At 65.6% G+C, this 25,876-nt stretch carries 25 protein-coding genes and 2 tRNA genes; all 27 read left to right on the top strand.

What is annotated here, in order from left to right:
* The first annotated feature begins 57 nt into the window (after positions 1-57).
* Complete coding sequence (lon, locus tag DS837_RS20345) at positions 58-2,472, top strand: endopeptidase La (protein WP_149166423.1); 2,415 nt, start codon at positions 58-60, stop codon at positions 2,470-2,472.
* A gap of 164 nt (positions 2,473-2,636) precedes the next feature.
* A complete protein-coding gene (locus DS837_RS20340; RefSeq protein WP_149166422.1) occupies positions 2,637-2,909 on the top strand; it encodes an HU family DNA-binding protein in 273 nt (90 codons plus the stop codon).
* A gap of 106 nt (positions 2,910-3,015) precedes the next feature.
* Positions 3,016-3,090: transfer RNA gene (locus DS837_RS20335), tRNA-Val, on the top strand.
* Positions 3,091-3,252: 162 nt separating this feature from the next.
* A tRNA-Asp gene (locus DS837_RS20330) sits at positions 3,253-3,329 on the top strand.
* A 343-nt stretch (positions 3,330-3,672) separates the two neighbouring features.
* Positions 3,673-4,041, top strand: coding sequence for an NADH-quinone oxidoreductase subunit A (locus DS837_RS20325; RefSeq protein ID WP_014240120.1), 369 nt, complete (start codon positions 3,673-3,675; stop codon positions 4,039-4,041).
* Positions 4,032-4,574, top strand: coding sequence for a NuoB/complex I 20 kDa subunit family protein (locus tag DS837_RS20320; RefSeq protein ID WP_014240121.1), 543 nt, complete (start codon positions 4,032-4,034; stop codon positions 4,572-4,574). Before DS837_RS20325 ends, DS837_RS20320 begins: the two co-directional genes overlap by 10 nt.
* Positions 4,575-4,598: 24 nt before the next feature.
* On the top strand, positions 4,599-5,228 hold the full coding sequence (locus DS837_RS20315) for an NADH-quinone oxidoreductase subunit C (RefSeq protein ID WP_149166421.1): 630 nt from the start codon (positions 4,599-4,601) through the stop codon (positions 5,226-5,228).
* A 68-nt stretch (positions 5,229-5,296) separates the two neighbouring features.
* A complete protein-coding gene (locus tag DS837_RS20310) occupies positions 5,297-6,445 on the top strand; it encodes an NADH-quinone oxidoreductase subunit D (RefSeq protein WP_247890049.1) in 1,149 nt (382 codons plus the stop codon).
* Positions 6,442-7,059, top strand: a complete 618-nt coding sequence (gene nuoE / locus DS837_RS20305) for an NADH-quinone oxidoreductase subunit NuoE (RefSeq protein WP_149166420.1) — start codon at positions 6,442-6,444, stop codon at positions 7,057-7,059. The genes DS837_RS20310 and nuoE overlap by 4 nt, the downstream gene beginning before the upstream one ends.
* A 10-nt stretch (positions 7,060-7,069) precedes the next feature.
* Positions 7,070-8,362 carry an NADH-quinone oxidoreductase subunit NuoF gene (gene nuoF, locus DS837_RS20300; RefSeq protein WP_014240125.1) on the top strand — a complete coding sequence of 431 codons (1,293 nt, stop codon included), beginning with the start codon at positions 7,070-7,072 and terminating at the stop codon, positions 8,360-8,362.
* A gap of 15 nt (positions 8,363-8,377) precedes the next feature.
* A complete protein-coding gene (gene nuoG / locus DS837_RS20295; RefSeq protein WP_149166419.1) occupies positions 8,378-10,462 on the top strand; it encodes an NADH-quinone oxidoreductase subunit NuoG in 2,085 nt (694 codons plus the stop codon).
* On the top strand, positions 10,455-11,465 hold the full coding sequence (gene nuoH / locus DS837_RS20290; protein WP_149166418.1) for an NADH-quinone oxidoreductase subunit NuoH: 1,011 nt from the start codon (positions 10,455-10,457) through the stop codon (positions 11,463-11,465). The genes nuoG and nuoH overlap by 8 nt, the downstream gene beginning before the upstream one ends.
* A 94-nt stretch (positions 11,466-11,559) precedes the next feature.
* Positions 11,560-12,048 carry an NADH-quinone oxidoreductase subunit NuoI gene (nuoI, locus tag DS837_RS20285; protein WP_014240128.1) on the top strand — a complete coding sequence of 163 codons (489 nt, stop codon included), beginning with the start codon at positions 11,560-11,562 and terminating at the stop codon, positions 12,046-12,048.
* Positions 12,049-12,084: 36 nt separating this feature from the next.
* Positions 12,085-12,699, top strand: coding sequence for an NADH-quinone oxidoreductase subunit J (locus DS837_RS20280; RefSeq protein ID WP_149166417.1), 615 nt, complete (start codon positions 12,085-12,087; stop codon positions 12,697-12,699).
* 2 nt (positions 12,700-12,701) lie between these two features.
* On the top strand, positions 12,702-13,010 hold the full coding sequence (nuoK, locus tag DS837_RS20275; RefSeq protein ID WP_014240130.1) for an NADH-quinone oxidoreductase subunit NuoK: 309 nt from the start codon (positions 12,702-12,704) through the stop codon (positions 13,008-13,010).
* Between the two features lie 9 nt (positions 13,011-13,019).
* A complete protein-coding gene (gene nuoL / locus DS837_RS20270; RefSeq protein WP_149166416.1) occupies positions 13,020-15,101 on the top strand; it encodes an NADH-quinone oxidoreductase subunit L in 2,082 nt (693 codons plus the stop codon).
* A gap of 24 nt (positions 15,102-15,125) precedes the next feature.
* Positions 15,126-16,652 carry an NADH-quinone oxidoreductase subunit M gene (locus tag DS837_RS20265; protein ID WP_094306018.1) on the top strand — a complete coding sequence of 509 codons (1,527 nt, stop codon included), beginning with the start codon at positions 15,126-15,128 and terminating at the stop codon, positions 16,650-16,652.
* A 10-nt stretch (positions 16,653-16,662) separates the two neighbouring features.
* The gene (nuoN, locus tag DS837_RS20260) at positions 16,663-18,111 is read left to right on the top strand and encodes an NADH-quinone oxidoreductase subunit NuoN (protein ID WP_014240133.1); all 1,449 of its coding nucleotides are present in this window, start codon (positions 16,663-16,665) and stop codon (positions 18,109-18,111) included.
* Positions 18,108-18,902: a biotin--[acetyl-CoA-carboxylase] ligase gene (locus tag DS837_RS20255; RefSeq protein ID WP_149166415.1), complete on the top strand. Its 795-nt coding sequence runs from the start codon at positions 18,108-18,110 to the stop codon at positions 18,900-18,902. Before nuoN ends, DS837_RS20255 begins: the two co-directional genes overlap by 4 nt.
* A gap of 3 nt (positions 18,903-18,905) precedes the next feature.
* Positions 18,906-19,679 carry a type III pantothenate kinase gene (locus tag DS837_RS20250; protein ID WP_149166414.1) on the top strand — a complete coding sequence of 258 codons (774 nt, stop codon included), beginning with the start codon at positions 18,906-18,908 and terminating at the stop codon, positions 19,677-19,679.
* A complete protein-coding gene (locus DS837_RS20245; RefSeq protein WP_211102352.1) occupies positions 19,676-21,394 on the top strand; it encodes a ribonuclease J in 1,719 nt (572 codons plus the stop codon). Before DS837_RS20250 ends, DS837_RS20245 begins: the two co-directional genes overlap by 4 nt.
* A 33-nt stretch (positions 21,395-21,427) precedes the next feature.
* Complete coding sequence (gene mce / locus DS837_RS20240; protein WP_149166413.1) at positions 21,428-21,832, top strand: methylmalonyl-CoA epimerase; 405 nt, start codon at positions 21,428-21,430, stop codon at positions 21,830-21,832.
* An 18-nt stretch (positions 21,833-21,850) separates the two neighbouring features.
* Positions 21,851-22,099: a DUF1467 family protein gene (locus tag DS837_RS20235; RefSeq protein ID WP_149166412.1), complete on the top strand. Its 249-nt coding sequence runs from the start codon at positions 21,851-21,853 to the stop codon at positions 22,097-22,099.
* Positions 22,100-22,124: 25 nt separating this feature from the next.
* Complete coding sequence (locus DS837_RS20230) at positions 22,125-22,724, top strand: DNA-3-methyladenine glycosylase I (RefSeq protein ID WP_149166411.1); 600 nt, start codon at positions 22,125-22,127, stop codon at positions 22,722-22,724.
* Positions 22,725-23,140: 416 nt separating this feature from the next.
* Positions 23,141-24,022: a hypothetical protein gene (locus tag DS837_RS20225; RefSeq protein ID WP_149166410.1), complete on the top strand. Its 882-nt coding sequence runs from the start codon at positions 23,141-23,143 to the stop codon at positions 24,020-24,022.
* A 9-nt stretch (positions 24,023-24,031) separates the two neighbouring features.
* A complete protein-coding gene (locus DS837_RS20220) occupies positions 24,032-24,430 on the top strand; it encodes a hypothetical protein (protein ID WP_149166409.1) in 399 nt (132 codons plus the stop codon).
* 124 nt (positions 24,431-24,554) lie between these two features.
* The gene (gene proS, locus DS837_RS20215) at positions 24,555-25,868 is read left to right on the top strand and encodes a proline--tRNA ligase (RefSeq protein ID WP_149166408.1); all 1,314 of its coding nucleotides are present in this window, start codon (positions 24,555-24,557) and stop codon (positions 25,866-25,868) included.
* Positions 25,869-25,876: the final 8 nt, after the last annotated feature.

The raw sequence follows: 25,876 nt of genomic DNA, 5'->3' as shown, positions 1-25,876 counted from the left end.
GGGGTCTTCCCAGGCCCATCCCGGGCTGACGGCGTCCCAATGAAAGAGGCCCAATCAATGTTCGAAATCCCTCGTGGTGCCCTCTATCCGGTCCTGCCGCTCCGCGACATCGTGGTTTTCCCCCACATGATCGTGCCTCTTTTCGTCGGCCGCGAGAAATCCGTGCGCGCCCTGGAAGACGTGATGAAGGACGACAAGCAGATCCTTCTCGTCACCCAGAAGAACGCCGCGCAGGACGATCCGACGCCGGCCGATATCTACAGCGTCGGCACCGTTGGGACCGTGTTGCAGCTGCTGAAGCTGCCCGACGGAACGGTGAAGGTGCTCGTGGAGGGCGGCCAGCGCGCGTCCATCACCAAGTTCGCCGAGAACGAGGATTTCTTCCAGGCCCACGCCGACCTCGTCGAGGAGAAGGTCGGGGAAAGCCAGGAGCTTGAGGCGCTGGGTCGGGCCGTCGTTTCGCAATTCGAGCAGTACATCAAGCTGAACAAGAAGATCCCACCGGAGGTCCTGGTCTCGATCAACCAGATCGAGGAGCCGGGCAAGCTGGCGGACACGGTGGCGTCCCACCTCGCGCTGAAGATTCCGGAGAAGCAGCAGCTTCTGGAATGCGCCACGGTGTCGGAGCGGCTGGAGCGGGTCTATGCCTTCATGGAAGGCGAGATCGGCGTTCTCCAGGTGGAAAAGCGCATCCGCAACCGCGTCAAGCGGCAGATGGAGAAGACCCAGCGCGAGTACTACCTCAACGAACAGCTCAAGGCGATCCAGAAGGAACTCGGCGAGACCGAGGACGGCCGCGACGAGTCGGCCGAGTTGGAAGAGAAGATCAACAAGACCCGCTTCTCCAAGGAAGCCCGCGACAAGGCCCTGGCCGAGCTGAAGAAGCTGCGCTCGATGAGCCCGATGTCGGCCGAGGCGACGGTGGTGCGCAACTACCTGGATTGGATGCTGTCCATTCCGTGGAAGAAGCGCACCAAGGTGAAGAAGGACCTGAAGCTCGCGCAGAAGATCCTCGACGCCGACCATTACGGCCTGGAGAAGGTCAAGGAACGCATCCTCGAGTATCTCGCGGTCCAGAACCGCATGAACAAGGTGAAGGGGCCGATCCTCTGCCTCGTCGGGCCGCCCGGTGTCGGCAAGACCTCGCTCGGCAAGTCGATCGCCAAGTCCACCGGGCGCAACTTCGTGCGCATGTCGCTGGGCGGCGTGCGGGACGAGGCCGAGGTCCGCGGCCACCGGCGCACCTACATCGGCTCGATGCCCGGCAAGGTCATCCAGGGCATGAAGAAGGCGAAGTCGTCCAACCCGCTGTTCCTGCTGGACGAGATCGACAAGCTCGGCGCCGATTGGCGCGGCGACCCGTCGTCGGCCCTGCTGGAGGTCCTCGACCCCGAGCAGAACGGCACTTTCAACGACCATTACCTGGAGGTCGACTACGACCTGTCGGACGTGATGTTCGTCTGCACGGCCAACACGATGCGCATGCCGCAGCCGCTGCTGGACCGTATGGAGATCATCCGCGTCGCCGGCTACACCGAGGATGAGAAGGTCGAGATTTCCAAGCGCCACCTGATCGAGAAGCAGGTGGAGGCCAACGGCCTGAAGAAGGGCGAGTTCGCCATCTCCGACGACGCGCTGCGCGACCTGATCCGCTACTACACGCGGGAGGCCGGTGTCCGCAGCCTGGAGCGCGAGATCGCCAACCTCTGCCGCAAGGCCGTGAAGGAGATCCTGATGAAGGGCGCCGCCGGCGCCAAGGTCTCGGTCACCCGCCGGAATCTGGACAAGTACGCCGGCGTTCGCCGCTTCCACTTCGGTGAGGCGGAGCTGGAGGATCTGGTGGGCGTCACCACCGGCTTGGCCTGGACGGAAGTCGGCGGCGAACTGCTGTCGATCGAAGCGGTCAGCCTTCCCGGCAAGGGGCGGGTGACCACCACCGGCAAGCTCGGCGACGTCATGAAGGAGTCGGTCCAGGCGGCGGAGAGCTACGTCAAGTCGCGGGCCACCGCCTTCGGCATCAAGCCCACGCTGTTCGAGAAGCGGGACATCCACGTCCACGTGCCCGAAGGCGCCACCCCGAAGGACGGCCCCTCGGCGGGTGTGGCGATGATCACCTCGATCGTCTCGGTTCTGACCGGCATCGCGGTCCGCAAGGACGTGGCGATGACCGGCGAGATCACGCTGCGCGGCCGGGTGCTGCCCATCGGCGGCTTGAAGGAGAAGCTGCTGGCCGCTCTGCGCGGCGGGTTGAAGCATGTGCTGATCCCGAAGGACAACGAGAAGGACCTTGCCGAGATTCCGGACAACGTGAAGCGCGGCCTGGAGATCATCCCGGTCAGCACGGTGGACGATGTCCTGAAGCACGCCTTGGTTCGGGAACTCGAACCCATCGAGTGGAAGGAACCGGAGGCGGTCGAGCCGGCGGTCGCCAAGCCGCAGCCCGACGGCGGCGGCGAGGTGCTGCGTCACTGATCACGCCCGGCGTTTAAAGCGCTCTTAAAGCCCTACCGTGCTTCGCATCGCCCGCCCGTCTTCAATTGACGGGCGGGCGATGTCGCGTCTATCGTTTTAATGCGTGAAGTCATTGGGCGGCTTTGCTTCCATTTTCTTTGCCGGATTGAGAAGGGGTGAAGCAAGTGAACAAGAACGATCTGGTGGCGCACGTCGCCGACGCCGTGGGTTTGTCTAGAACCGATGCGACCAAGGCGGTCGACGCCGTCTTCGACGGCATCGCCGACTCGCTCAAGAACGGGGAGGAGGTTCGTCTGGTCGGCTTCGGCACCTTTGCGGTCTCCGAACGCGCGGCCAGCGAGGGCCGCAACCCGCGCACCGGCGAGAAGATCGCCATTCCCGCGTCGAAACAGCCGAAGTTCAAGCCGGGCAAGACCTTGAAGGACGGGCTGAAGTGATGACGTCTTGAACGGCCAGGGCATTCCGGGCATAGTGCGCGCCGGTCAGCACAGGCTGGCCGGCTTTGCGTTGTCGGGAATGCCAATCCGGTCAACGACGCGGCGCGGGCGATTAGCTCAGCGGTAGAGCATCTCGTTTACACCGAGAGGGTCGGGGGTTCGAAACCCTCATCGCCCACCATCGCGCCCGATCCTCCCGGCATCTCCATTTCAAATTCGTGATTGACAGATCATGCGTCGGGCGGCTAGAAACCGCCCATCGGCGACGGGGCGTGGCCCCGGAAACTGCGTTGCGATCCGAGACACGGACGTCTGTTCTGCGCATTTCACATCGCCGCATCGCGCGGGTGTAGCTCAGTTGGTTAGAGCGCCGGCCTGTCACGCCGGAGGCCGCGGGTTCAAGTCCCGTCACTCGCGCCATTCTCTCCCTTTCCATTTTCCTTTTTGCAATAAAAACGAAGCCTTCACGGCTTTACCGGCGGGCTCGCAATCCCTATATCCGATTAGCTCGACCCGCATATCCGATAAGCCGGATAGAGAGAAGGGTCATTTAAAAAGTTTGGTAATACCAAGGACATCCGCTCATTTCCGCAGAGTGGATTCATTGGCCGAAAGCGATTCAAAGCGCTTTCCTTGATCACGCTCTCGTCATATATTCCGGCCCGTCTGATGGGCTAATCCAAGGCATTCCAGCCACGACACCGCGCGTCGGCCGATTACGGCCGTACCGGCGATCGTGGCGTGGGCTTATGGGAGGACCGCGGTGACCAACCCGCTGATCATTGAGTACCTTCCGATCCTGGTGTTCCTGTTGATCGGTATCGCGCTGGCCGTGGTGATGGTTGGCGCGTCTTACGTCATCAGCCCGAAGAACCCGGATTCGGAGAAGCTCTCCCCCTACGAGTGCGGCTTCGAGCCGTTCGAGGATGCCCGCACGAAGTTCGACGTGCGGTTTTACCTGGTCTCCATCCTGTTCATCATCTTCGACCTCGAGGTCGCCTTCCTGTTCCCGTGGGCCGTGGCGCTCGGGGACATCGGCCTCTTCGGTTTCTGGTCGATGATCGTGTTCCTCGGGATCCTGACCATCGGCTTCATCTATGAGTGGAAGAAAGGAGCTCTGGAATGGGAGTAGAGGCTGCCAAGCTGGCGCCGATTCCGCCCGGACCGGAACAGGACGCCTATCTCCGCGCGGTCACCGAAGAGATCCAGGAGAAGGGTTTCATCACGGCGAAGTACGAGGACGTGCTCGCCTGGGCCCGCACCGGTTCCCTGTGGCCGATGACCTTCGGCCTGGCCTGCTGCGCGGTGGAGATGATCCACGCCTACATGAGCCGGTACGACCTGGACCGTTTCGGCGTCATTCCGCGCCCCAGCCCGCGCCAGTCCGATTGCATGATCGTGGCCGGCACGCTGACCAACAAGATGGCCCCCGCGCTGCGCAAGGTCTATGACCAGATGCCGGAACCGCGTTGGGTGATCTCGATGGGCTCCTGCGCCAACGGCGGCGGCTACTATCACTACTCCTACTCGGTGGTGCGCGGCTGCGACCGGATCGTTCCGGTCGATATCTATGTGCCGGGCTGTCCTCCGACCGCGGAAGCGCTGGTCTACGGCATTCTGCAACTCCAGAAGAAGATCCGGCGCGGCAACCGCATCGCTCGCTGAATAAGAAAAAGGCAGGTCCTGGCCATGTCCGAACAGGCGTTGAAGGAACTTGGGGACCATATCGCCGCGACGCTCGGCGATGACGTCCTGAAGGTCGAGCTGAAGCTTGGCGAGCTGATGGTGACCGTCCGCCGGCCCTCGCTCATCAAGTCGCTCACCTTCCTGCGTGACGATCCGACCTGCTCGTTCGAGCAGTTGCTGGACGTCACCGCTGTGGATTGGCCGGAGCGGGAGGAACGCTTCGAGGTCGTCTACATCCTTTTGAGCTACAAGCACAATCGGCGCCTCCGCGTGAAGGTCACGACCGACGAGGACACCCCGGTGGTCTCCGCCGTGCCGGTGTACAACGCGGCCGGCTGGTTCGAGCGTGAAACCTGGGACATGTTCGGGATCTTCTTCTCCGACCATCCGGATCTGCGCCGCATCCTGACCGACTACGGCTTCGAAGGTCACCCGTTGCGCAAGGACTTCCCGATGACGGGCTATGTCGAGTGCCGCTACGACGAGGACCAGAAGCGAGTCGTCTACGAGCCCGTCCGCTTGACGCAGGATTTCCGCAGCTTCGACTTCCTGTCGCCCTGGGAAGGCATGACGAACGTGATGCTGCCCGGCGACGAGAAGGCCCAGGCCCCTGACACCGGGAGCAAGCCGTGACCATCGCCACGTCCGCACACCCCTCCGCCGGCCAGTCCGGCGGCAAGACCCAGATCAAGCCCTACACCATGAACTTCGGGCCGCAGCACCCTGCGGCCCACGGCGTGCTGCGTCTGGTGATGGAGCTGAACGGCGAAGTCGTCGAGCGCTGCGACCCGCACATCGGCCTGCTGCACCGCGGCACCGAGAAGCTGATCGAGTACAAGACCTACCTGCAGGCCGTTCCCTATTTCGACCGCCTGGACTACGTCAGCCCGATGTGCATGGAGCACGCCTATGTGCTCGGCATCGAGAACCTGCTGCAGATCAAGGCGCCGCTGCGCGCCCAGTACATCCGCGTCCTCTTCTCCGAGATCACGCGCATCCTGAACCACATCCTGTCGATCACCACCGGCGCGCTCGACGTCGGCGCGATCACGCCGGCGCTGTGGGGCTTCGAGGAACGCGAAATCCTCATGGAGTTCTACGAGCGTGTGTGCGGCGCGCGCCTGCATGCGAACTATTTCCGCCCCGGCGGCGTCGCGTGGGATCTGCCGGCTGGCCTGACCGACGACATCTGGGAGTTCACGGAGCGCTTCCCGAAGTTTGTTGACGACATTGACAATCTGCTGACGAACAATCGCATTTTCAAGCAGCGGACGGTCGACATCGGCATCGTCACCAAGGAAGAGGCGTTCAACTGGGGCTTCACCGGCCCGATGCTGCGCGGTTCAGGCGTCGCCTGGGACCTGCGCAAGTCGCAGCCCTACGAAGTCTACGACCGCATGGACTTCGACGTTCCGGTCGGCCTGACCGGCGACTGCTGGGCGCGCTACCTCGTCCGCATGGAAGAAATGCGCCAGTCCAACCGCATGATCCGCCAGTGCCTGAAGGAGCTTCCCGACGGCCCGGTGCGCGCGGAGGACCGCAAGGTCTCCCCGCCGCCGCGCGGCGAGATGAAGCGGTCGATGGAAGCGCTGATCCACCATTTCAAGCTCTTCACCGAGGGCTTCCACGTCCCGGCGGGCGAAACCTACACCGCCATCGAGGCGCCGAAGGGCGAGTTCGGCGTGTATCTGGTCTCGGACGGCACGAACAAGCCGTACCGCTGCAAGATCCGCGCGCCGGGCTTCGCCCACCTGCAGGGCCTCGACTTCATGTCGAAGGGCCACATGCTGGCCGACGCGGTGGCCAACATCGCGTCCATGGACATCGTGTTCGGAGAAATTGACCGATGAGCGCCCCGGCTCACGACCCGGCCAAGGAGCCGGCCTCCTTCGCCTTCACTCCGGAAAATCTGGAACGGGCGAAGGCCATCATCGCGAAGTACCCGGTGGGCAAGCAGGCCAGCGCCTGCATGCCGCTGCTCGATCTGGCCCAGCGCCAGAGCGAGGGCTGGCTGCCGCGCGTCGCCATGGACGCCGTGGCCGACCTGCTCGGCATGCCGCGCATCCGCGTGTACGAGGTCGCGACCTTCTACACGATGTACAACAAGACCCCGGTCGGTAAGCACGTCATCCAGGTCTGCACGACCACGCCGTGCTGGCTGCGCGGGTCCGACGACATCGTGCACACCTGCGAGCGCAAGCTGGGCATCGGCGTCGGCGAGACGACCGCGGACGGCCAGTTCACACTGCGCGAGGTCGAGTGTTCAGGCGCCTGCGTCAACGCGCCGGTGGTCCAGATCGGCGACGACTACTATGAAGACGTCAGCCCGGAACACATGGAAACGATCATCGACGCCCTCAAGAGCGGCGAGATCCCCAAGCATGGCTCGCAGATCGGCCGGCAGTCCTCCGAACCGGTGGGCGGCCCGACGACTCTGAAGGCCTTCACCACCACGGCCGATTGAGGGGGATGCGATGCTTCGCGACGAGGACCGCATTTTCACCAACCTGTACGGCTACCAGAGCTTCGGCCTGGACGCCGCCCGGAAGCGTGGTGACTGGGACAACACCAAGGCCCTGATCGCCCAGGGCAAGGAATGGATCATCGAGCAGGTCAAGGAATCCGGCCTGCGCGGGCGTGGCGGCGCCGGCTTCTCGACGGGCATGAAGTGGTCCTTCATGCCGAAGAATGTGACGGACAAGCCGGTCTACCTCGTCATCAACGCCGACGAGGGCGAGCCGGGCACCTGCAAGGACCGCGACATCCTGCGCCACGATCCGCACAAGCTGATCGAAGGCTGCCTGATCGCCGGTTTCGCCATCGGCGCGTCGGCCTGCTACATCTACATCCGCGGCGAGTTCTACAACGAAGGCTCCAACGTCCAGCGCGCCATCGACGAGGCGTACGAGGCGGGGCTGATCGGCAAGAACGCCTGCGGCACCGGCTACGATTACGACATCTACATCCACCGCGGCGCGGGCGCGTACATCTGCGGCGAGGAGACGGCGCTCATCGAGTCCATCGAGGGCAAGAAGGGCCAGCCGCGCAACAAGCCGCCGTTCCCCGCCCAGGCCGGTCTCTACTCCTGCCCGACCACGGTGAACAACGTCGAATCCATCGCGGTGGTTCCGACCATCCTGCGCCGCGGTGCGGCGTGGTTCGCCGGTCTCGGCCGTCCGAAGAACACCGGCACCAAGCTCTTCTGCATCTCCGGGCACGTCAACAAGCCGTGCAACGTGGAAGAGGAGATGGGCATCCCGCTGAAGGAACTGATCGAGAAGCACGCCGGAGGCGTGCGCGGCGGGTGGGACAACCTGCTGGCGATCATTCCCGGCGGTTCGTCGGTGCCGCTGCTGCCGAAGTCGATCTGCGACACGGTCCTGATGGACTTCGACAGCCTGCGCGATGTGCGGTCGGGTCTGGGCACCGCGGCGGTGATCGTGATGGACAAGTCCACCGACGTGGTGAAGGCCATCGCGCGCCTGTCGCAGTTCTACGCCCATGAAAGCTGCGGCCAGTGCACGCCGTGCCGCGAGGGCACCGGCTGGATGAACCGCATCATGCAGCGCATGGTGACCGGCAACGCGCGCGTCGAGGAAATCGACATGCTGCTGGAGGTCACCAAGCAGATCGAGGGGCACACCATCTGCGCGCTCGGCGATGCCGCGGCCTGGCCGATCCAGGGCCTGTTCCGGCATTTCCGGCCGGAGGTCGAGCGCCGCATCCTCGACTACCGCAACGCCGCCAAGTCCTTGGCGGCCGAGTAAGGAGCCCGGTTTCCCATGCCGAAACTCACCATCGACGGGATCGAGATCGAAGTCGAGCCGGGCACCTCGATCCTGCAGGCCTGCGAACAGCTGGGCATCGAGATCCCGCGCTTCTGCTACCACGAGCGTCTGAGCGTGCCGGCGAACTGCCGCATGTGCCTCGTGGAGATGGAGCGCGCGCCGAAGCCGGTGGCCGCCTGCGCCATGCCCTGCGGCGACGGGATGGTCGTCAAGACCAACACCGACCTCGTGCACAAGGCCCGCAAGGGCGTCATGGAATTCCTGCTGATCAACCACCCGCTGGACTGTCCGATCTGCGACCAGGGCGGCGAGTGCGATCTCCAGGACCAGGCGATGGCCTACGGCTTCGACCGTGGCCGCTACGGCGAGAACAAGCGCGCCGTCCAGGACAAGTACATGGGGCCGCTGATCCGGACCGAGATGACGCGCTGCATCCACTGCACGCGCTGCATCCGCTTCGTGAACGAGATCGCCGGCGTTCCCGACCTCGGCGCGGTGAACCGCGGCGAGCACATGGAGATCACCACCTTCGTCGAGAAGGCCATCGGCTCGGAGCTGTCGGGCAACCTCGCCGACGTCTGTCCGGTGGGCGCGCTGCTGTCCAAGCCCTACGCCTTCACGGCCCGTCCGTGGGAGCTGCGCAAGACCGAGACGGTCGACGTGCTGGACGCGGTCGGCTCGAACATCCGCGTCGACACCCGCGGCCCCGAGGTGATGCGCGTCCTGCCGCGCGTCAACGAGGACGTCAACGAGGAGTGGATCGCTGACAAGACCCGCTTCGCCTATGACGGGCTGAAGCGCCAGCGTCTCGACCGCCCCTACGTCCGCAAGGACGGCAAGCTCCAGCCGGCGAGCTGGGCCGAGGCCTTCCAGGCCATCGCCGCCAAGGTCAAGGGTGTTCCGGGCAACCGCATCGCCGCCATCGCCGGCGATCTGGCCGACACCGAGTCCATGCTGGCGCTCAAGGAGCTGATGGCCGGCCTCGGCTCGGCCAACATCGACTGCCGCCAGGACGGCGCCCTGTTCGACACGTCGTCGCGCGCCGGCTACCTGTTCAACAGCGGCATCGCCGGGATCGAGCGGGCGGACGTCATTCTGCTGGTCGGCACCAACCCGCGTTGGGAAGCCACCATCGTCAACGCCCGCATCCGCAAGCGCTACCTGATGGGTGGCCTGAAGGTGGCGGTGATCGGCGAGGCCCGCGAGCTGACCTACCCGTACAGCCATCTCGGCACCGGGACGGACGCCCTGCAGCAGCTCGTCGACGGCACGCACGCCTTCGCCGATGCGCTGCGCGGCGCCAAGAACCCGATGGTCATCCTCGGCGCCGGTGCCTTCCGTCGCAAGGACGGCGCCGCCGTCCAGGCCGCGGTGCGCAAGCTGGCCGAGACCTTCAACGTGGTCCAGGACGGCTGGAACGGCTTCAACGTGCTGCACACGGCGGCGTCCCGCGTCGGCGGTCTGGACGTCGGCTTCCTGCCGGGCGAGGGCGGTCGCGGCACCGCCGGCATCGTCGAGGGGGCAGGGAAGGGCGAGATCGACGTGGTGTACCTGCTGGGCGCCGACGAGATCGACACCGCAGCCCTCGGCAACGCCTTCGTGGTCTACCAGGGCCACCACGGCGACAAGGGCGCCCACCGCGCCGACGTCATCCTGCCGGGTGCCGCCTACACCGAGAAGAACGCCCTCTACGTCAACACCGAGGGCCGTCCGCAGCAGGCGCGTCTCGCCACCTTCCCGCCCGGCGAGGCGCGGGAGGACTGGAAGATCCTGCGCGCCTTGTCGGAACAGCTCGGGCACAAGCTGCCCTACGACAGCCTGACGCAGATCCGTCGCCGTCTGGCCGAGGTCAACCCGGTCTTCGCGGCGGTCGGCACGGTCACGCCGGCCCCTTGGGCGCCGTTCGGCTCAGAGGGTGCGCTCGACGCGGCCCCGCTCCAGTCGCCGGTCGCGAACTACTACATGACCGACCCGATCAGCCGCGCCTCGGTGACCATGGCTCGTTGCGCCGAGACGTTCGTGAAGCCCGCCGTGAAGCCCGCCGAGAGCGCTCAGGAGAGGACCGGTACCCATGGCTGAGTTCTGGAGCGGCTTCCTGCTGCCGCTGATCATCATCGTCCTCAAGATCCTGGCGATCGTCGTGCCGCTCCTGGTGGCCGTGGCCTTCATGACCTACGCCGAGCGTAAGATCATGGGCGCCATGCAGCTCCGCCAGGGGCCGAACATCGTCGGCCCGTTCGGGCTTCTGCAGCCTTTCGCGGACGGCTTGAAGCTGTTCGCGAAGGAGCAGATCCTGCCGGTCGGCGCGAACCGCTTCGTGTTCTATCTGGCGCCGATGCTGACCTTCTTCCTGGCGCTGGTCGCCTGGGCGGTCATTCCCTTCGACTACGGCATGGTGCTGGCCGACATCAATGTCGGCATCCTGTATCTGTTCGCGATCTCGTCGCTGGGCGTGTACGGCATCGTGATGGCCGGCTGGGCGTCAAACTCGCGCTACGCATTCCTCGGCGCGCTGCGCTCGGCGGCGCAGATGGTGTCCTACGAGGTCTCGATGGGCCTCGTCATCATCTCCGTCCTGCTCTGCGTCGGCTCGCTGAACCTGACGAAGATCGTGCAGGCGCAGGAGACGATCTGGTTCGCCATCCCGCTGCTGCCGATGTTCGTCATCTTCTTCATCTCGGCGCTGGCGGAAACCAACCGGTCTCCCTTCGACCTGCCGGAAGGCGAGTCGGAGCTGGTGGCCGGCTTCATGGTGGAATACAGCTCGGCTCCCTTCGCGCTCTTCTTCCTTGGCGAATACGCCAACATGATCCTGATGAGCGCGATGACCAGCATCCTGTTCCTGGGAGGCTGGCTGCCGCCGCTGCCGTTCGCGCCCTTCACCTGGGTGCCCGGTCCGATCTGGTTCGCCCTGAAGATCGCCTTCTGCCTGTTCGTCTACGTGTGGGTCCGCGCGACCATGCCGCGCTACCGCTACGACCAGCTGATGCGTCTGGGCTGGAAGGTGTTCCTGCCGTTCTCGCTGCTGTGGGTCGTGCTGACGGCCGGCGTGCTGGTGACGTTCGGCTGGCTGCCGAAGTGATCGGCGCCTGAACGGACGATCGGATCGAGTTTCAAAGAGAAAGCGCGGGCGCCACCCGGAACGGGGCGCCCGCTAGGAAGGAGACGAAGAGGCCATGGCGTTCCTCGATCGTGCGGCGCGCAGCCTGTTCCTGACCGAACTGTTGGGCGGCCTCGGGCTCACCCTGCGCTACATGTTCAAGCCCAAGGTGACCCTGAACTACCCGTTCGAAAAGGGCCCCATTAGCCCCCGCTTCCGCGGCGAGCACGTCCTGCGCCGGTATCCCGGCGGCGAGGAGCGCTGCATCGCCTGCAAGCTGTGCGAGGCGGTGTGTCCGGCCCTGGCCATCACCATCGAGGCCGAACCGCGTGAGGACGGCAGCCGCCGCACCACGCGCTACGACATCGACATGACGAAGTGTATCTACTGCGGCTATTGCCAGGAGGCTTGCCCGGTGGACGCCATCGTGATGGGTCCGAACTTCGAGTTCTCCACCGAGAACCGTGAAGAGCTTTTCTACAACAAGCAGAAGCTGCTGGCGAACGGCGACCGCTGGGAAGCGGAAATCGCCCAGAACCTCGCGGCCGAGGCGCCGTACCGGTAAGTCGTCGCAGTGCGGTAAGCGGAAACGGGGATAACGATGATTGTTCAAGGCATCGCCTTCTACGTCTTTGCCGCGCTGCTGGTGGCCTCCGGTGTGATGGTCATCTCGGCGCGGAATCCGGTTCATTCGGTCCTTTATCTGGTCCTGGCCTTTTTCCAGGCCGCCGGCCTGTGCGTGCTGCTCGGGGCCGAGTTCATCGCGATGATCCTGGTGATCGTCTATGTGGGCGCGGTCGCGGTCCTGTTCCTGTTCGTGGTGATGATGCTCGACATCAACTTCCGCGAGCTGCGGGCGGGTGCGTTGCAGTACCTGCCGATCGGCGGGCTGATCGGTCTCATCCTGCTGGCCGAGCTGGCCGCCGTGCTCGGCGGCTGGATCATCGCCCCGGCCGCCGAGAAGGCCGCCTCGGCGCCGGTCGCGGCGATGGCTGGAGCGACCAACACCGAGCAACTCGGCCAGCTCATCTACACCCACTACGTTTATCTGTTCCAGGCGTCGGGCCTCGTGCTGCTGATCGCCATGATCGGCGCCATCGTCCTGACCCTGCGTCAGCGTGAGGGTGTCCGGAAGCAGAACGTCGGCTCCCAGCTCGCCCGTCGGCGCGAGGACGTGGTCGCCATCCGCAAGGTGCCGACCGGGGAGGGCGTGTGATCATGGAAATCGGTCTCGGGCATTATCTGACGGTCTCGGCCATCATCTTCACGCTCGGCGTCCTCGGCATCTTCCTCAACCGGAAGAACGTCATCATCATCCTGATGTCGATCGAGATGATGCTGCTCGCCGTGAACCTGAATCTGGTGTCGTTCTCGGTCTTCCTGAACGATCTGGTCGGGCAGGTCTTCTCCATGATCATCCTGACCGTCGCCGCCGCCGAGGCGGCCATCGGTCTCGCCATCCTGGTGGTGTATTTCCGCAACCGCGGCTCCATCCGGGTCGAAGACATCAATCTGATGAGGGGCTAAGGCAGCGCCATGGAAGTCCTTGTCGTATTCCTCCCGCTCCTGGCGTTCCTCGTCGCGGGTTCCATCGCCCTGTTCGGCGGGCCGAAGGCGGAGCCGGCGCACGCCGGCGGCCACGATCATCACGGGCATGACCACGGTCATGATGCCCATGCGCACGACGCGCACGCTCACGACGAGCATCACGACGACGGCCACGACGACCATCACGTCGTCGCCGGGCCGCCCACCGTGGGCGACCGCGCCGCGCAGTTCGTCACCACCGGTGCCGTTCTGCTCTCCGCGGTCCTGTCCTGGGTGCTGTTCTTCGACGTCGCCGTCGGCGGGCATCCCCGCACGATCGAGCTGATGAGCTGGATGCGCAGCGGCGGCCTGGACGTGTCGTGGGCGCTGCGCGTCGACCAGCTCACCGCGGTCATGCTGGTGGTGGTCAACACCGTGTCGTCGATGGTCCACCTCTACTCCATCGGCTACATGGCCGAGGACCCGCAGAAGCCGCGCTTCATGGGCTACCTGTCGCTGTTCACCTTCGCCATGCTGATGCTGGTGACGGCCGACAACCTCGTGCAGCTCTTCTTCGGCTGGGAAGGCGTGGGTCTCGCCTCCTACCTGCTCATCAACTTCTGGTACGAGAAGCCCTCGGCCAACAACGCGGCGATCAAGGCCTTCCTGGTCAACCGCGTCGGCGACTTCGGCTTCGTGCTCGGCATCTTCGCGATCTTCGTCCTGACGGGCTCCGTCCAGTTCGACGCGATCTTCGCCAAGGCGCCTGAGCTGGCCGGCCAGACGCTGCATTTCCTCAGCTGGAACTTCGACGCGCTGACCGTCACCTGCCTGCTGCTCTTCATCGGCGCCATGGGCAAGTCGGCCCAGCTCGGCCTGCACACCTGGCTGCCGGACGCCATGGAAGGCCCGACCCCGGTGTCGGCGCTCATCCACGCGGCGACCATGGTGACCGCCGGCGTGTTCATGGTCTGCCGCCTGTCCCCGGTCTTCGAATACGCCCCGACGGCGCTGGAGATCGTGGCCGTGGTCGGCGCCCTGACGGCCTTCGTCGCGGCGACCATCGGCTTCACCCAGTTCGACATCAAGCGCGTCATCGCCTATTCGACCATGAGCCAGCTCGGCTACATGTTCTTCGCCGCGGGCGTCTCCGCCTACGGCGCCGCGATGTTCCACCTGTTCACGCACGCCTTCTTCAAGGCCCTGCTGTTCCTCGGCGCCGGCTCGGTGATCCACGCCCTGCACCATGAGCAGGACATGCGCAACATGGGCGGCGTCTGGCGGAAGATCCCCTTCACCTACGCGGTGATGTGGATCGGCAACCTCGCGCTCGCCGGTCTGCCCTTCTTCGCCGGCTACTACTCCAAGGACATGATCCTGGAGGCGGCCTTCGCCTCGGCCAGCCCGGTCGGCAAGTTCGCCTTCGCGCTCGGCATCGCCGCGGCTCTGCTGACCGCCTTCTACTCCTGGCGCCTGCTGTTCATGACCTTCCACGGCAAGCCGCGGATGGAGAAGTCGGTCTTCGACCACGCCCATGAATCGCCGATCGTCATGCTGATCCCGCTGGCGGTGCTTGCGGTGGGCGCGCTGTTCGCCGGCTTCGGCTTCCACGAGCTGTTCATCGGCCACAGCATGGAGCATTTCTGGGGCAAGACCATCCTGGTGCTGGCGGACAACAACAGCATCGAGGCGGCCCACCACCACACCCCGGGCTGGGTCAAGCTGGCTCCGCTGGTCGTCGGCCTGATCGGCATTGCGCTCGCCTACATCATGTACATGGCGATGCCGGGCCTGCCGGAGAAGGTCGCCACCACGTTCCGTGGCGTGCACCAGTTCCTGTACAACAAGTGGTACTTCGACGAGCTGTACGACCGTCTGTTCGTGCGCTCGGCCAAGTATCTGGGCTACGGCCTGTGGAAATCCGGCGACGGCGCGGTGATCGACGGTGTCGGTCCGGACGGGATCGCCGCCGCCACCCGCGACGTCGCGGCGCGCGCCAGCCGCCTCCAGTCCGGCTACGTCTATCACTACGCCTTCGCGATGGTGATCGGCGTGGTGCTGCTGGTCGCCTGGCTCTCGGTGTTCGGTTGAGCGGTTTGAAGGGGAACAAGAACAATGGCTAGCTGGCCGCTCCTGTCGTTCACGACCTTCCTGCCGCTGGCCGGTGTGGCGCTGATCCTGCTCTTCTGCAGGGGCAACACGCCGGATGTGGTTCGGAACGTCCGTTACGTCGCGCTCTGGACGACGGTCATCACCTTCGTCCTGTCGCTGTTCATCTGGTTCAACTTCGACCCGCGCAACCCGGGCTACCAGCTCGTGGAGAAGGCGGAGTGGATTCCGGAATTCGGGATTTCCTACCACATGGGTGTGGACGGCATTTCGATGCTGTTCGTCATCCTCTCCACCTTCCTGATGCCGCTCTGCATCCTCTCCTCCTGGGAGGCGGTGCAGAACCGGGTGAAGGAATACATGATCGCCTTCCTCGTGCTGGAAACCCTCATGGTGGGGATGTTCTGCGCGCTGGACTTCGTCCTCTTCTACATGTTCTTCGAGGGCGTGCTGATCCCGATGTTCCTGATCATCGGTGTCTGGGGCGGTGCGCGGCGCGTCTACGCGGCGTTCAAGTTCTTCCTCTACACGCTGCTCGGTTCGGTCCTGATGCTGCTGGCCATCCTGGCCATGTACTTCGCGGCCGGCACGACGGACATCCCGACGATCACGGCGACCCATTTCCCGCGCAACATGCAGCTCTGGCTGTGGCTGGCCTTCTTCGCCTCCTTCGCGGTGAAGGTGCCGATGTGGCCGGTGCACACCTGGCTCCCCGACGCCCACGTCGAGGCGCCGACCGCCGGGTCGGTCATCCTGGCCGGCGTCCTGCTGAAGATGGGCGGCTACGGCTTCCTGCGCTTCAACATCCCGATGCTGCCCGAGGCGACCGAGTATTTCGCCCCGATGGTCTACGCCCTGTCGATCGTCGCGGTGATCTACACCTCCCTCGTCGCCCTGGCGCAGGAGGACATGAAGAAGCTGATCGCCTACTCGTCCGTCGCCCACATGGGCTTCGTCACCATCGGCATGTTCGCGCTGAACCAGCAGGGCATCGAGGGCTCGATCTTCACGATGCTGTCGCACGGCATCGTCTCGGGCGCGCTCTTCCTCTGCGTCGGCGTCGTCTATGACCGGCTGCACACCCGCGAGATCGCCCGCTACGGCGGTCTGGTGAAGAACATGCCGAAATACGCGGTGGTCTTCCTGTTCATGACCATGGCCTCGGTCGGCCTGCCGGGCACCTCCGGCTTCGTCGGCGAGTTCCTGGTCCTGCTCGGCGCCTTCCGCGACAACACCTGGGTCGCCTTCCTGGCCGCCACCGGCCTGATCCTGGGCCCGGCCTACGCGCTGTGGCTGTTCCGCCGCGTCGTGTACGGCAAGCTGGTCAAGGCGGACGTCCGCGCGATGTTCGACCTGAACACCCGCGAGGTTGCCATCTTCCTGCCGCTGATCGTCGTGGTGCTGTGGATGGGCGTCTACCCGAACAGCTTCCTGAACGTCACCTCGGCGTCGGTCGGGCAGCTGATCCAGACCTACCAGACCAAGCTGGCCGCCGCTCAGGGCGGGGCCGACGTCTCCGTCGCCGCGCGCTAGAGGTTCCGACATGACCGCTGTGTTTCCCGACATCTGGCCGGCCCTGCCGGAAATCTTCCTCGCCTGCGCCGGCATGGCTCTGCTGCTGATCGGCGTGTTCCGCGGCGACGGCTTCACGCGCCCCATCGGCTACATGACGATGGTGGCGCTGCTGCTGGCCGCCATCCTGACCATGGGCTACGGCACCGGCCGGGTCGTCACCTTCAACGGCCTCTTCGTGATGGACGCCTTCGGCGTCTTCATGAAGGTGCTGATCCTCGTCGCCGCCTCGCTGTCGGTCCTGCTCGCGCTCGGTTTCAACGAGCGTGAGAAGATGGCCCGGTTCGAGTTCCCGGTGCTGATGCTCTTCGCCACGCTCGGCATGCTGATGATGGTGTCGGCCAACGACCTCATCTCGCTGTATGTCGGGTTGGAGACGCAGAGCCTCGCGCTTTACGTCATCGCGGCCTTCCGCCGCGACAGCGCCAAGTCGTCGGAAGCGGGCCTGAAGTACTTCGTGCTCGGCTCGCTGTCCTCGGGGATGCTGCTGTACGGCGCCTCGATGGTCTATGGCTTCGCCGGCACGACCTCCTTCGACAAGATCGCCGCCCTGTTCGCCGGCGGCGCGCACCCGTCGGTGGGCGTCATCATCGGCCTGGTCTTCGTCGTCGCCGGCCTGGCCTTCAAGATCTCCGCCGTGCCGTTCCACATGTGGACGCCGGATGTCTACGAGGGTGCGCCGACTCCGGTCACGGCCTTCTTCGCCGCGGCCCCGAAGGTCGCCGCCATCGCGCTGGTCACCCGCCTGCTGATCGAACCGTTCGGTCATCTGGCCCACCAGTGGCAGCAGATCATCATCGTCAGCTCGATCCTGTCGATGTCGCTCGGCGCCTTCGCGGCGATCACCCAGAGCAACATCAAGCGTCTGATGGCCTACAGCTCCATCGGCCACGTTGGCTACGCCCTGGTCGGTCTCGCGTCCGGCACCCAGGAAGGCGTGCGCGGCGTGCTGATCTACATGGCGGTCTACATCGTCATGAACATCGGCACCTTCGCGGTCATCCTGTGCATGAAGCAGCAGGGCCGCATGGTCGAGGAGATCAAGGACCTCGCCGGCCTGTCGCGCACCAACCCGCTGCTGGCGGGCGCGATGGCGGTGTTCATGTTCTCCATGGCGGGCATCCCGCCGATGGCCGGCTTCTTCAGCAAGCTCTACGTCTTCCTCGCCGCGATCGAGGCGCAGCTCTACACGCTGGCGGTGATCGGCGTGCTGACCAGCGTCGTGGGCGCCTACTACTACCTGCGCATCATCAAGATCATGTATTTCGATGAGCCGGTGGAGGCGTTCGACAAGATCGGCGACGACGGGATGACCGGTATCCTGATCGCCACCGGCCTGTTCACCCTGCTGTTCTTCGTGGTTCCGGCGCCGATCCTGAACTACGCGGCGGCGGCGGCGGCCTCGCTGTTCGCCGGATGACGGCAGGCAACGAAGCGGAGGCGGCGCGCTTGCGCCTGCCTCCGGGCTTCCGGGTGATGGCCTTCGACTCCGTCGGCAGCACGAACGACGAGGCGAAGGCCTTCGCGCGTTCAGGGGCTGCCGAAGGCACCATCGTCTGGGCGAAGCGTCAGGACTCGGGCCGCGGCCGTCGTGGCCGGGCCTGGACCTCGCCGGAAGGCAATCTTTACAGTTCGACCATTCTGCGCCCCTCGCGCCCACCGGCCGAGGCGGCGCAGATTTCGTTCGTGGCGGCGCTCGCCATCGCCGACACCGCCGCCGCCGTCCTCCCCGATCCGGAGGGCGTGCGCTGCAAATGGCCGAACGACGTGCTGGTGCATGGCCGCAAGCTGTCCGGCATCCTGCTCGAGTCGGAGGCCACGGCCGGGGGAGGGGTCTCCTGGCTGGTGCTCGGCGTCGGCATCAACCTGCGGCATTTTCCCGAAGGCACGGACTACGCGGCCACCTCGCTGGCGGCGGAGGGCGCTCCGGCGCTCCAGCCCGCGGGGCTGTTGGAAATCTACGCGGAGCAATTGGCACGCTGGTATGGCGTCTGGGCGGAGCATGGCTTCGGCCCCGTGCGCGACGCCTGGCTGAAGCGGGCGCGGGGTCTTGGCGAGCCCATCGTCGTCCGTCTGCCGGACCGCACGCTGACCGGCACCTTCGCCGATCTGGACAGCGACGGCGTTCTGTTGCTTGATCGGGATGACGGGGCGGGGCGCCAGCGCATCGCCGCCGGAGACGTGTTTTTCCCACCAGCGGTGGAGACCTGAGAGATGCTGCTCGCCATCGACGCCGGAAACACCAACGTGGTGTTCGCGATCTATGAGGGCGACGAACAGCGCGGCCTGTGGCGCACGGCGACCGACAAGAAGCGCACCGCCGACGAATACATGGTGTGGGTGACCCACCTGATGGCGCTGAAGGGCCTGGGCCCGGCGGACATCGACAGCGCCATCATCGCCAGCGTCGTGCCTGGAGCGACCTTCAACCTGAAGCGCCTGTGCAAGGATCATTTCGGTTGCGAGCCGCTGGTGGTCGGCCAGCCGGAGGTCGATCTCGGTACGCGTGCGCTGGTGGATCGCCCCGACGAGGTCGGCGCCGACCGGCTGGTCAACACGGTGGCGGCGGCGGCCACCTACAAGACGCCGCTGATCGTCATCGACTTCGGCACGGCGACGACCTTCGACGTGGTCGACCGCGACGGCAACTACCGCGGCGGCGTCATCGCGCCCGGTCTGAACCTGTCGCTGGAGGCGCTGCAGATGGCGGCGAGCAAGCTGCCCCGCGTCGAGATCCAGCAGCCGGGCCACGTCATCGGCACCAACACCGTCGAATGCATGCAGTCCGGCGTCTTCTGGGGCTATGTCGGCCTGATCGAAGGGCTGGTCAACCGCATCCGGGCGGAGTACGGCGAGCCGATGACGGTGGTCGCGACCGGAGGGCTGGGTGTGCTTTTCGCCAAGGCAACCCATGTAATCGAACACACCGACGGCGAACTCACGCTGCGCGGCCTCCTCCTGATCCACAAGCGCAACACGGCCCAATGACCCAAACCGACTCCGCTCCCTCCGTCCACCCGGTCGAGGGAGACGGCGACCTGTTCGCTCCCGAGGACGACGCGCTCTACTTCCTGCCGCTGGGCGGTTCGGGCGAGATCGGCATGAACCTCAACCTCTACGGCCATCGCGGCAAGTGGTTGATGGTGGATCTCGGCATCTCCTTTGCGGACGACACGATGCCGGGGCTGGACGTCATCATGCCCGACCCCGCCTTCATCGCGGAGCGCCGGCACGACCTCGTGGGCATCGTGGTGACGCACGCGCACGAGGATCACCTGGGGGCCATCCAGTATCTGTGGCCGCAGCTCCGCGTGCCCGTCTACTGCACGCCCTTCACCGCCGCCGTGCTGCGCGCCAAGCTGCACGAGCGCGGGCTGGCCGGGGTGGTGCCGGTGCACGAGGTGGCGCTGGGCAGCACCATTGAGGTCGGCCCCTTCTCCGTCGAGTATGTGACGGTCACCCATTCCATTCCCGAGCCGAACGCCCTGGCGATCCGCACCGGCGCCGGCACGGTGCTGCACACCGGCGACTGGAAGCTCGATCCCGAGCCGCTGGTGGGGAAGGCCGCCGACGAGGAGCGGCTGCGCACCATTGGCGACGAGGGCGTGCTGGCGCTGATCGGCGACAGCACCAACGCTCTGGTGCCCGGCAGCTCCGGGTCGGAAGGCAGCGTGCGCAAGACGCTGACCGAGCTGATCGGGCAGTTTCCCGACGTGCGGGTCGCGGTGAGCTGCTTCGCCACCAACGTCGCACGGCTGGAGAGCATCGCCCACGCGGCGGCGGCGCATGGGCGCCACGTCGCGCTGGTCGGGCGGTCGATGTGGCGGATCAACGAGGCCGCGCGCTCCAACGGCTACCTCGCCGACGTGCCGGCCTTCCTGACCGAGCATGACGCCAACTACGTGCCGCGTGACAAGCTGGTTCTGGTCTGCACCGGCAGCCAGGGGGAGCCGCGCTCCGCGCTCGCCCGCATCGCCTCGGACGACCACCCCCAGGTGTCGCTTCAGCGCGGCGACGTGGTGATCTTTTCCTCGCGCGAGATCCCGGGGAACGAGCGGGCCATCGGCCGCATGCAGAATCTGCTGGTTGCGCAGGGCATCCGCATCGTCACCGCCGACGAGGCGCCGGTCCATGTCTCCGGCCACCCGGCGCAGGACGAGTTGGTCCGCATGTACCAGTGGGTGCGCCCGCGCATCGCCATGCCGGTCCACGGCGAGCAGCGCCACCAGTTGGAGCACGCCAAGCTGGCCCGCGCCTGTCAGGTGCCGGAAGCCCTGGTCCCCGGCAACGGTGACCTGATCCGGCTGACGCCCGACGCGCCGCCGCGGGTGGTCGCGCAGGTCCGCTCCGGCCGCATGGCGCTGGACGGCAAGCGGCTGATTCCGCTCGACACCGGTCTGATGCGGGCGCGCCACCGGATGGTCCACAACGGCGCCGCCGTCGTCACTCTGGTGATGAACGGCAAGGGCGAGCTGGTGACCGCGCCGCAGATCGCGGTGATGGGGCTGCTGGACGACTCGGCGGACCGCGACATGCTGCTCGACGTGGTGGACGCGGTGCGCGAGGCCGTCGCCGAGATGCCGAAATCGGCCCGTGCCGATGACGAGCAGGTGCGCGCCGCCGCCCGAATCGCCGTCCGACGCTGCTTCAACGCGACGCACGGCAAGAAGCCGATGACGGACGTGCATCTGGTCCGTGTATAAGCGTTTCCGACTTTACGCCTTTTGGGAGGACCCATGATCGGGAAGCTGAACCACGTCGCCATCGTCGTGCCGGATCTGACGGCGGCGACCGCGCTCTACCGCGACACGCTGGGTGCCGCGGTGTCCCAGCCGGTGGACCTGCCGCCGCACGGCGTCACCGTCGTCTTCGTCACCCTTCCCAACACGAAGATCGAGCTGCTCCATCCCTTCGGCGAGACGTCGCCGATCGCTGGCTTCCTGGAGAAGAACCCGTCGGGCGGCATCCACCACATCTGCTACGAGGTCGACGACATTCTGGCCGCCCGCGACCGGCTGAAGGCGCAGGGTGCCCGCGTGCTGGGCGACGGCGAGCCGAAGATCGGCGCCCATGACAAGCCGGTTCTGTTCCTGCATCCGAAGGACTTCTGCGGGACCCTGGTCGAACTCGAGCAGGCCTGAGTCGAAGGGAGGCATGGGATGGGCTGGGTGACGGGCATCAGCGTCTATGTGGTCGTCTGGTGGGTGGTGCTGTTCGCGGTGTTGCCCTGGGGCGTGCGCACCCCGGCCCAGCCCGAGCCGGGCATGGCGAGCAGCGCGCCGGAGCGCCCGCGCATCCTCCTGAAATTCGCCGCCACCACCCTGGTCGCGGCGGTGGTGTGGCTGGTCATCTTCGCCATCGTGCAGTCGGACCTGATTTCCTTCCGCGAAATGGCCAAGCCGCACTGATCCCACCCTCGGATGGAGCCTTCGCGTGAGCCTGACCTATTGCGACGCGGCGCCCGGCCACGCGCATCACGGCCCCTACCACGACACCGAGTACGGGTTCCCCAGCGCTGACGACCGGGTGCTGTTCGAACGGCTGATTCTCGAGATCAACCAGGCGGGCCTGTCCTGGCTGACCATCCTGAAGAAGCGTGACGCCTTCCGCGCCGCCTTCGACGGCTTCGACATCGACCGCGTCGCCGCCTATGGCGAAGCGGAGCGGGAACGGTTGCTCGCCGATCCGGGAATCGTCCGCAACCGGTTGAAGATCGACGCCGCCATCGAGAACGCCCGGCGGATCATAGCCCTACGTGGTTCGCACGGGTCTTTCGACGGCTGGCTGCGCGCGCATCACCCCCTGAGCAAAGCGGACTGGGTTCGGCTGTTCAAGCGCACCTTCCGCTTCACCGGCGGCGAGATCACCGGAGAGTTTCTGATGAGCCTCGGCTACCTGCCGGGCGCGCATCAGGTCCATTGCCCGGTCTGGTCCGAGGTCGCCACACTCGATCCCCCCTGGATGATCGCCGTCCGGCAGGGGTTCGCAGGATACGACGCTCATAGAACGGGCATATCGCAGCCCACGACGTAATCACCCGCCTATGTCTTGGGCGAATTCTGCGAATTCTTTGGCAACGACTTGGTTTACTCCAAATTCCGTCTTGTCATCGGGTGAGGTCGGGTTCAATGTACTTTGTGTGACGAGAGGGGTTCTTCCCTCTTTTCCGACGCCTGGTGGCGATTCCTCCCTAAACCTCGGGCCGCGCCGCGATCGCCGCGCGGTCCTTTTTTCGTCCCGGCCCGGTTCACGCAGCCCAGAGCCACCGTCGTCCGTAGGCAGACGGAGCGTTGTGCTTCGGTACAGAATGAATTAACCCTTTATCGGGTATAGCTCGTCCAGCTGTGCAGGAAGCGGGCAAGCGTCCGTTCCGACTTTGGATTCAAGCGCGGCGGCGTTCGCAGGCAGAATTTGCGGCCGTCAGCGGGGAGAACGATGTCGAGGCGCCGATGACCGCGGGTGATAACGAGAAATTCGAGCAGTTCGCGGCCATTCTCACCGCCGAACTGCTCGACCGCACTCGCAAAAGTCTTGAACTGTTGACCCCCGAGGAGCAGCCGGCGGCCAAGCTCCCCTTTGCCCTGACCCCGTCCTTCCAGGAAATGTATGCCGAACTGGTGCGTGTCGGGATCTTTCCGGTCCTGCTCAGCCGCCGCCCGGTGCGGGCCATCGTCGGCGACGTGGATTGGCCGCGGGACGGCCGCGACTATCTGCTGACGGTTCTCGACGACCGCTCCAACGCCGTCTTCACAGCGTGGGATTACGCCTGGGACGCGTTGTGGGACGAGCGGAAGGTGGGGGCGGATGGCGGCGCTTCGGCGCCGGCCAAGAAGCAGGGCTTCTTCGCCTCCCTGTTCGGGCGGAAGGCCAAGCCGGAGACGAAGACCGCGGAGCAAAGCGGGGAGGGGGACGTCATGGCGGGCCTCTACACCATGCTGAACGAACAGGCCGAGCGGCGGGGCTACCTGCCGCTGTTCCACGACGACATCAAGGTGCTGAAGGGGCTGGTCCGCGTGAAGCCGGCGCGCATCTTCAAGGCCTGGAAGGAAATCAACCAGTATCATCACCAGGAATTCTACCTGTCGGGGCAGGATCAGGCGAAGCCGGGGGTGACTTCCGAGTGCCTGCAGAAATGGCATTACAACCTGCCCGACCGGATCGGCGAATTCCTGGTGTTGAAGGCGGCGGTGGACATGGAATTCGTGAACAAGCCCTTCATCGGCAAGTACATCCGCCAGTCGGCCCGCACCCAGGAGGAGGCCGAGAAGGGCATGCCCTACCTCGCCACCTATTGGAAATCCATGAACCAGTCCGCCGCCGCACAAGGCTGAGGCACCGCCATGATCCGCCGCTCCGGTCCCCTACTTGTCGCGTTTCTAGCGCTGTCCGAAGGGGCGGCGGCGCAACCGGTCGACCTGTCCGCCTGCCGATTCCTGACGGCCCATCGTCCGGCGGCGGGGGTGGAGTACACGCCGGGTGTGGACGTGAACGGCAAGGCGGTGGCCCCCGCCGACCTGCCGGGTTCCGCGGGATCCGCGCCACCGTTGGAGCGGTTCGACATCCCGGTGACCGTGGATTTCGCCCGCCGCATGGGCTTCCCGGTGCCGCAGGGTGCTGTGGCGCCGGGCGTCGAGGTCGGCTATCTGACCTGGTACGCCAACCGCCTCTACTTCAACGGCCAGCCCATCGGTGGGCCGAGCGAGGCGGAGGTGTACGCCTATTGCCGCACCGTCCGATAGGCCGGTCCGCCCTTCGCTGCATGCCGTGACGATGGACAAGCGCGCGGTGGCTTCCTAAAGTCCCTGTCCCTGTTGCGGCCCGGCGACCAGCCGGACGAATCCCCTCGAAACCGAGAGCAGAGCCATGCGGCTGTCCACCTTCTTCCTGCCGACCCTCAAGGAGACCCCGACCGAGGCGCAGATCGTCTCGCACCGCCTGATGCTGCGGGCCGGGATGATCCGCCAGACCAGCGCCGGCATCTACGCCTGGCTGCCGCTGGGCCATCGGGTCCTGAAGAAGATCGAGCAGATCGTCCGCGAGGAGCAGGACGCCGCCGGCGCCCAGGAACTGCTGATGCCGACCATCCAGTCGGCGGAGCTGTGGAAGGAAAGCGGCCGCTACGACGATTACGGCAAGGAGATGCTGCGCATCACCGACCGTCATGACCGCGAGATGCTGTTCGGCCCGACGAACGAGGAGATGATCACCGACATCTTCCGCGCCTTCGTGAAGAGCTACCGCCAGCTTCCGCTGAACCTCTATCACATCCAGTGGAAGTTCCGTGACGAGATCCGTCCCCGCTTCGGCGTGATGCGCGGGCGTGAGTTCCTGATGAAGGACGCCTACAGCTTCGACATCGACGCGGCCAGCGCCCGGCGCTCCTACCAGAAGATGTTCCTGGCCTATCTGCGGACCTTCGCCCGCATGGGGCTGAAGGCCATCCCGATGCGCGCCGACACCGGCCCCATCGGCGGCGATCTCAGCCACGAGTTCATCATCCTGGCCGAGACCGGCGAGAGCGGCGTCTTCTGCCACAAGGACTGGCTGACCCTGGACGTGCTGCAGAACGCCCCGGGATTCGACGAGGATCTCCAGCCCTTCTTCGACACCTACACCTCGATCTACGCGGCGACCGACGAGAAGCACGAGCCCGGCAACTGCCCGGTTCCGGAGTCGGATCTGGTCTCGGCCCGGGGCATCGAGGTCGGTCACATCTTCAATTTCGGAACCAAGTATTCGAAGCCGATGAACGCCGTCGTCGCCGGTCCGGGCGGCGAGCCGGTTCCGGTGGAGATGGGGTCCTACGGCATCGGCGTGTCGCGCCTGATGGGCGCCATCATCGAGGCCAGCCATGACGACAACGGCATCGTCTGGCCGGACGCCGTGGCACCCTTCAACGTCGGCCTCGTCAACCTCAAGGTCGGCGACGCCGAGACCGACCGCGTCTGCCAGGAGCTGTACTACAAGCTCCGCGCCAACGGGCTGGACGTGCTGTACGACGACCGCGACGAGCGTCCGGGCGTGAAGTTCGCCGACATGGACCTGATCGGCCTGCCGTGGCAGCTCGTCGTCGGGCCGCGTGGCCTGAAGAACGGCGTGGTCGAATTGAAGCGCCGCGCCACCGGCGAGAAGCAGGAGCTGTCGGTGGAGAGCGCGCTGGAGAAGCTCTCGGCGTAATCCGGATC

Source organism: Azospirillum brasilense (assembly GCF_008365405.1).
Taxonomy (GTDB): domain Bacteria; phylum Pseudomonadota; class Alphaproteobacteria; order Azospirillales; family Azospirillaceae; genus Azospirillum; species Azospirillum brasilense_D.
Note: the sequence above shows the minus strand (reverse complement) of the source record. Positions and strands in the feature narration are given on the sequence as shown.

What these genes read in the sequence shown, in the direction of transcription:
- lon (WP_149166423.1), top strand. Translation starts at nt 58, where the DNA reads ATGTTCGAAATCCCTCGTGGTGCCCTCTATCCGGTCCTGCCGCTCCGC.
- DS837_RS20320 (WP_014240121.1), top strand. Translation starts at nt 4,032, where the DNA reads ATGGGAGTAGAGGCTGCCAAGCTGGCGCCGATTCCGCCCGGACCGGAA.
- DS837_RS20315 (WP_149166421.1), top strand. Translation starts at nt 4,599, where the DNA reads ATGTCCGAACAGGCGTTGAAGGAACTTGGGGACCATATCGCCGCGACG.
- DS837_RS20310 (WP_247890049.1), top strand. Translation starts at nt 5,297, where the DNA reads ATGAACTTCGGGCCGCAGCACCCTGCGGCCCACGGCGTGCTGCGTCTG.
- nuoE (WP_149166420.1), top strand. Translation starts at nt 6,442, where the DNA reads ATGAGCGCCCCGGCTCACGACCCGGCCAAGGAGCCGGCCTCCTTCGCC.
- nuoF (WP_014240125.1), top strand. Translation starts at nt 7,070, where the DNA reads ATGCTTCGCGACGAGGACCGCATTTTCACCAACCTGTACGGCTACCAG.
- nuoG (WP_149166419.1), top strand. Translation starts at nt 8,378, where the DNA reads ATGCCGAAACTCACCATCGACGGGATCGAGATCGAAGTCGAGCCGGGC.
- nuoH (WP_149166418.1), top strand. Translation starts at nt 10,455, where the DNA reads ATGGCTGAGTTCTGGAGCGGCTTCCTGCTGCCGCTGATCATCATCGTC.
- nuoI (WP_014240128.1), top strand. Translation starts at nt 11,560, where the DNA reads ATGGCGTTCCTCGATCGTGCGGCGCGCAGCCTGTTCCTGACCGAACTG.
- DS837_RS20280 (WP_149166417.1), top strand. Translation starts at nt 12,085, where the DNA reads ATGATTGTTCAAGGCATCGCCTTCTACGTCTTTGCCGCGCTGCTGGTG.
- nuoK (WP_014240130.1), top strand. Translation starts at nt 12,702, where the DNA reads ATGGAAATCGGTCTCGGGCATTATCTGACGGTCTCGGCCATCATCTTC.
- nuoL (WP_149166416.1), top strand. Translation starts at nt 13,020, where the DNA reads ATGGAAGTCCTTGTCGTATTCCTCCCGCTCCTGGCGTTCCTCGTCGCG.
- DS837_RS20265 (WP_094306018.1), top strand. Translation starts at nt 15,126, where the DNA reads ATGGCTAGCTGGCCGCTCCTGTCGTTCACGACCTTCCTGCCGCTGGCC.
- nuoN (WP_014240133.1), top strand. Translation starts at nt 16,663, where the DNA reads ATGACCGCTGTGTTTCCCGACATCTGGCCGGCCCTGCCGGAAATCTTC.
- DS837_RS20255 (WP_149166415.1), top strand. Translation starts at nt 18,108, where the DNA reads ATGACGGCAGGCAACGAAGCGGAGGCGGCGCGCTTGCGCCTGCCTCCG.
- DS837_RS20250 (WP_149166414.1), top strand. Translation starts at nt 18,906, where the DNA reads ATGCTGCTCGCCATCGACGCCGGAAACACCAACGTGGTGTTCGCGATC.
- DS837_RS20245 (WP_211102352.1), top strand. Translation starts at nt 19,676, where the DNA reads ATGACCCAAACCGACTCCGCTCCCTCCGTCCACCCGGTCGAGGGAGAC.
- mce (WP_149166413.1), top strand. Translation starts at nt 21,428, where the DNA reads ATGATCGGGAAGCTGAACCACGTCGCCATCGTCGTGCCGGATCTGACG.
- DS837_RS20235 (WP_149166412.1), top strand. Translation starts at nt 21,851, where the DNA reads ATGGGCTGGGTGACGGGCATCAGCGTCTATGTGGTCGTCTGGTGGGTG.
- DS837_RS20225 (WP_149166410.1), top strand. Translation starts at nt 23,141, where the DNA reads ATGACCGCGGGTGATAACGAGAAATTCGAGCAGTTCGCGGCCATTCTC.
- DS837_RS20220 (WP_149166409.1), top strand. Translation starts at nt 24,032, where the DNA reads ATGATCCGCCGCTCCGGTCCCCTACTTGTCGCGTTTCTAGCGCTGTCC.
- proS (WP_149166408.1), top strand. Translation starts at nt 24,555, where the DNA reads ATGCGGCTGTCCACCTTCTTCCTGCCGACCCTCAAGGAGACCCCGACC.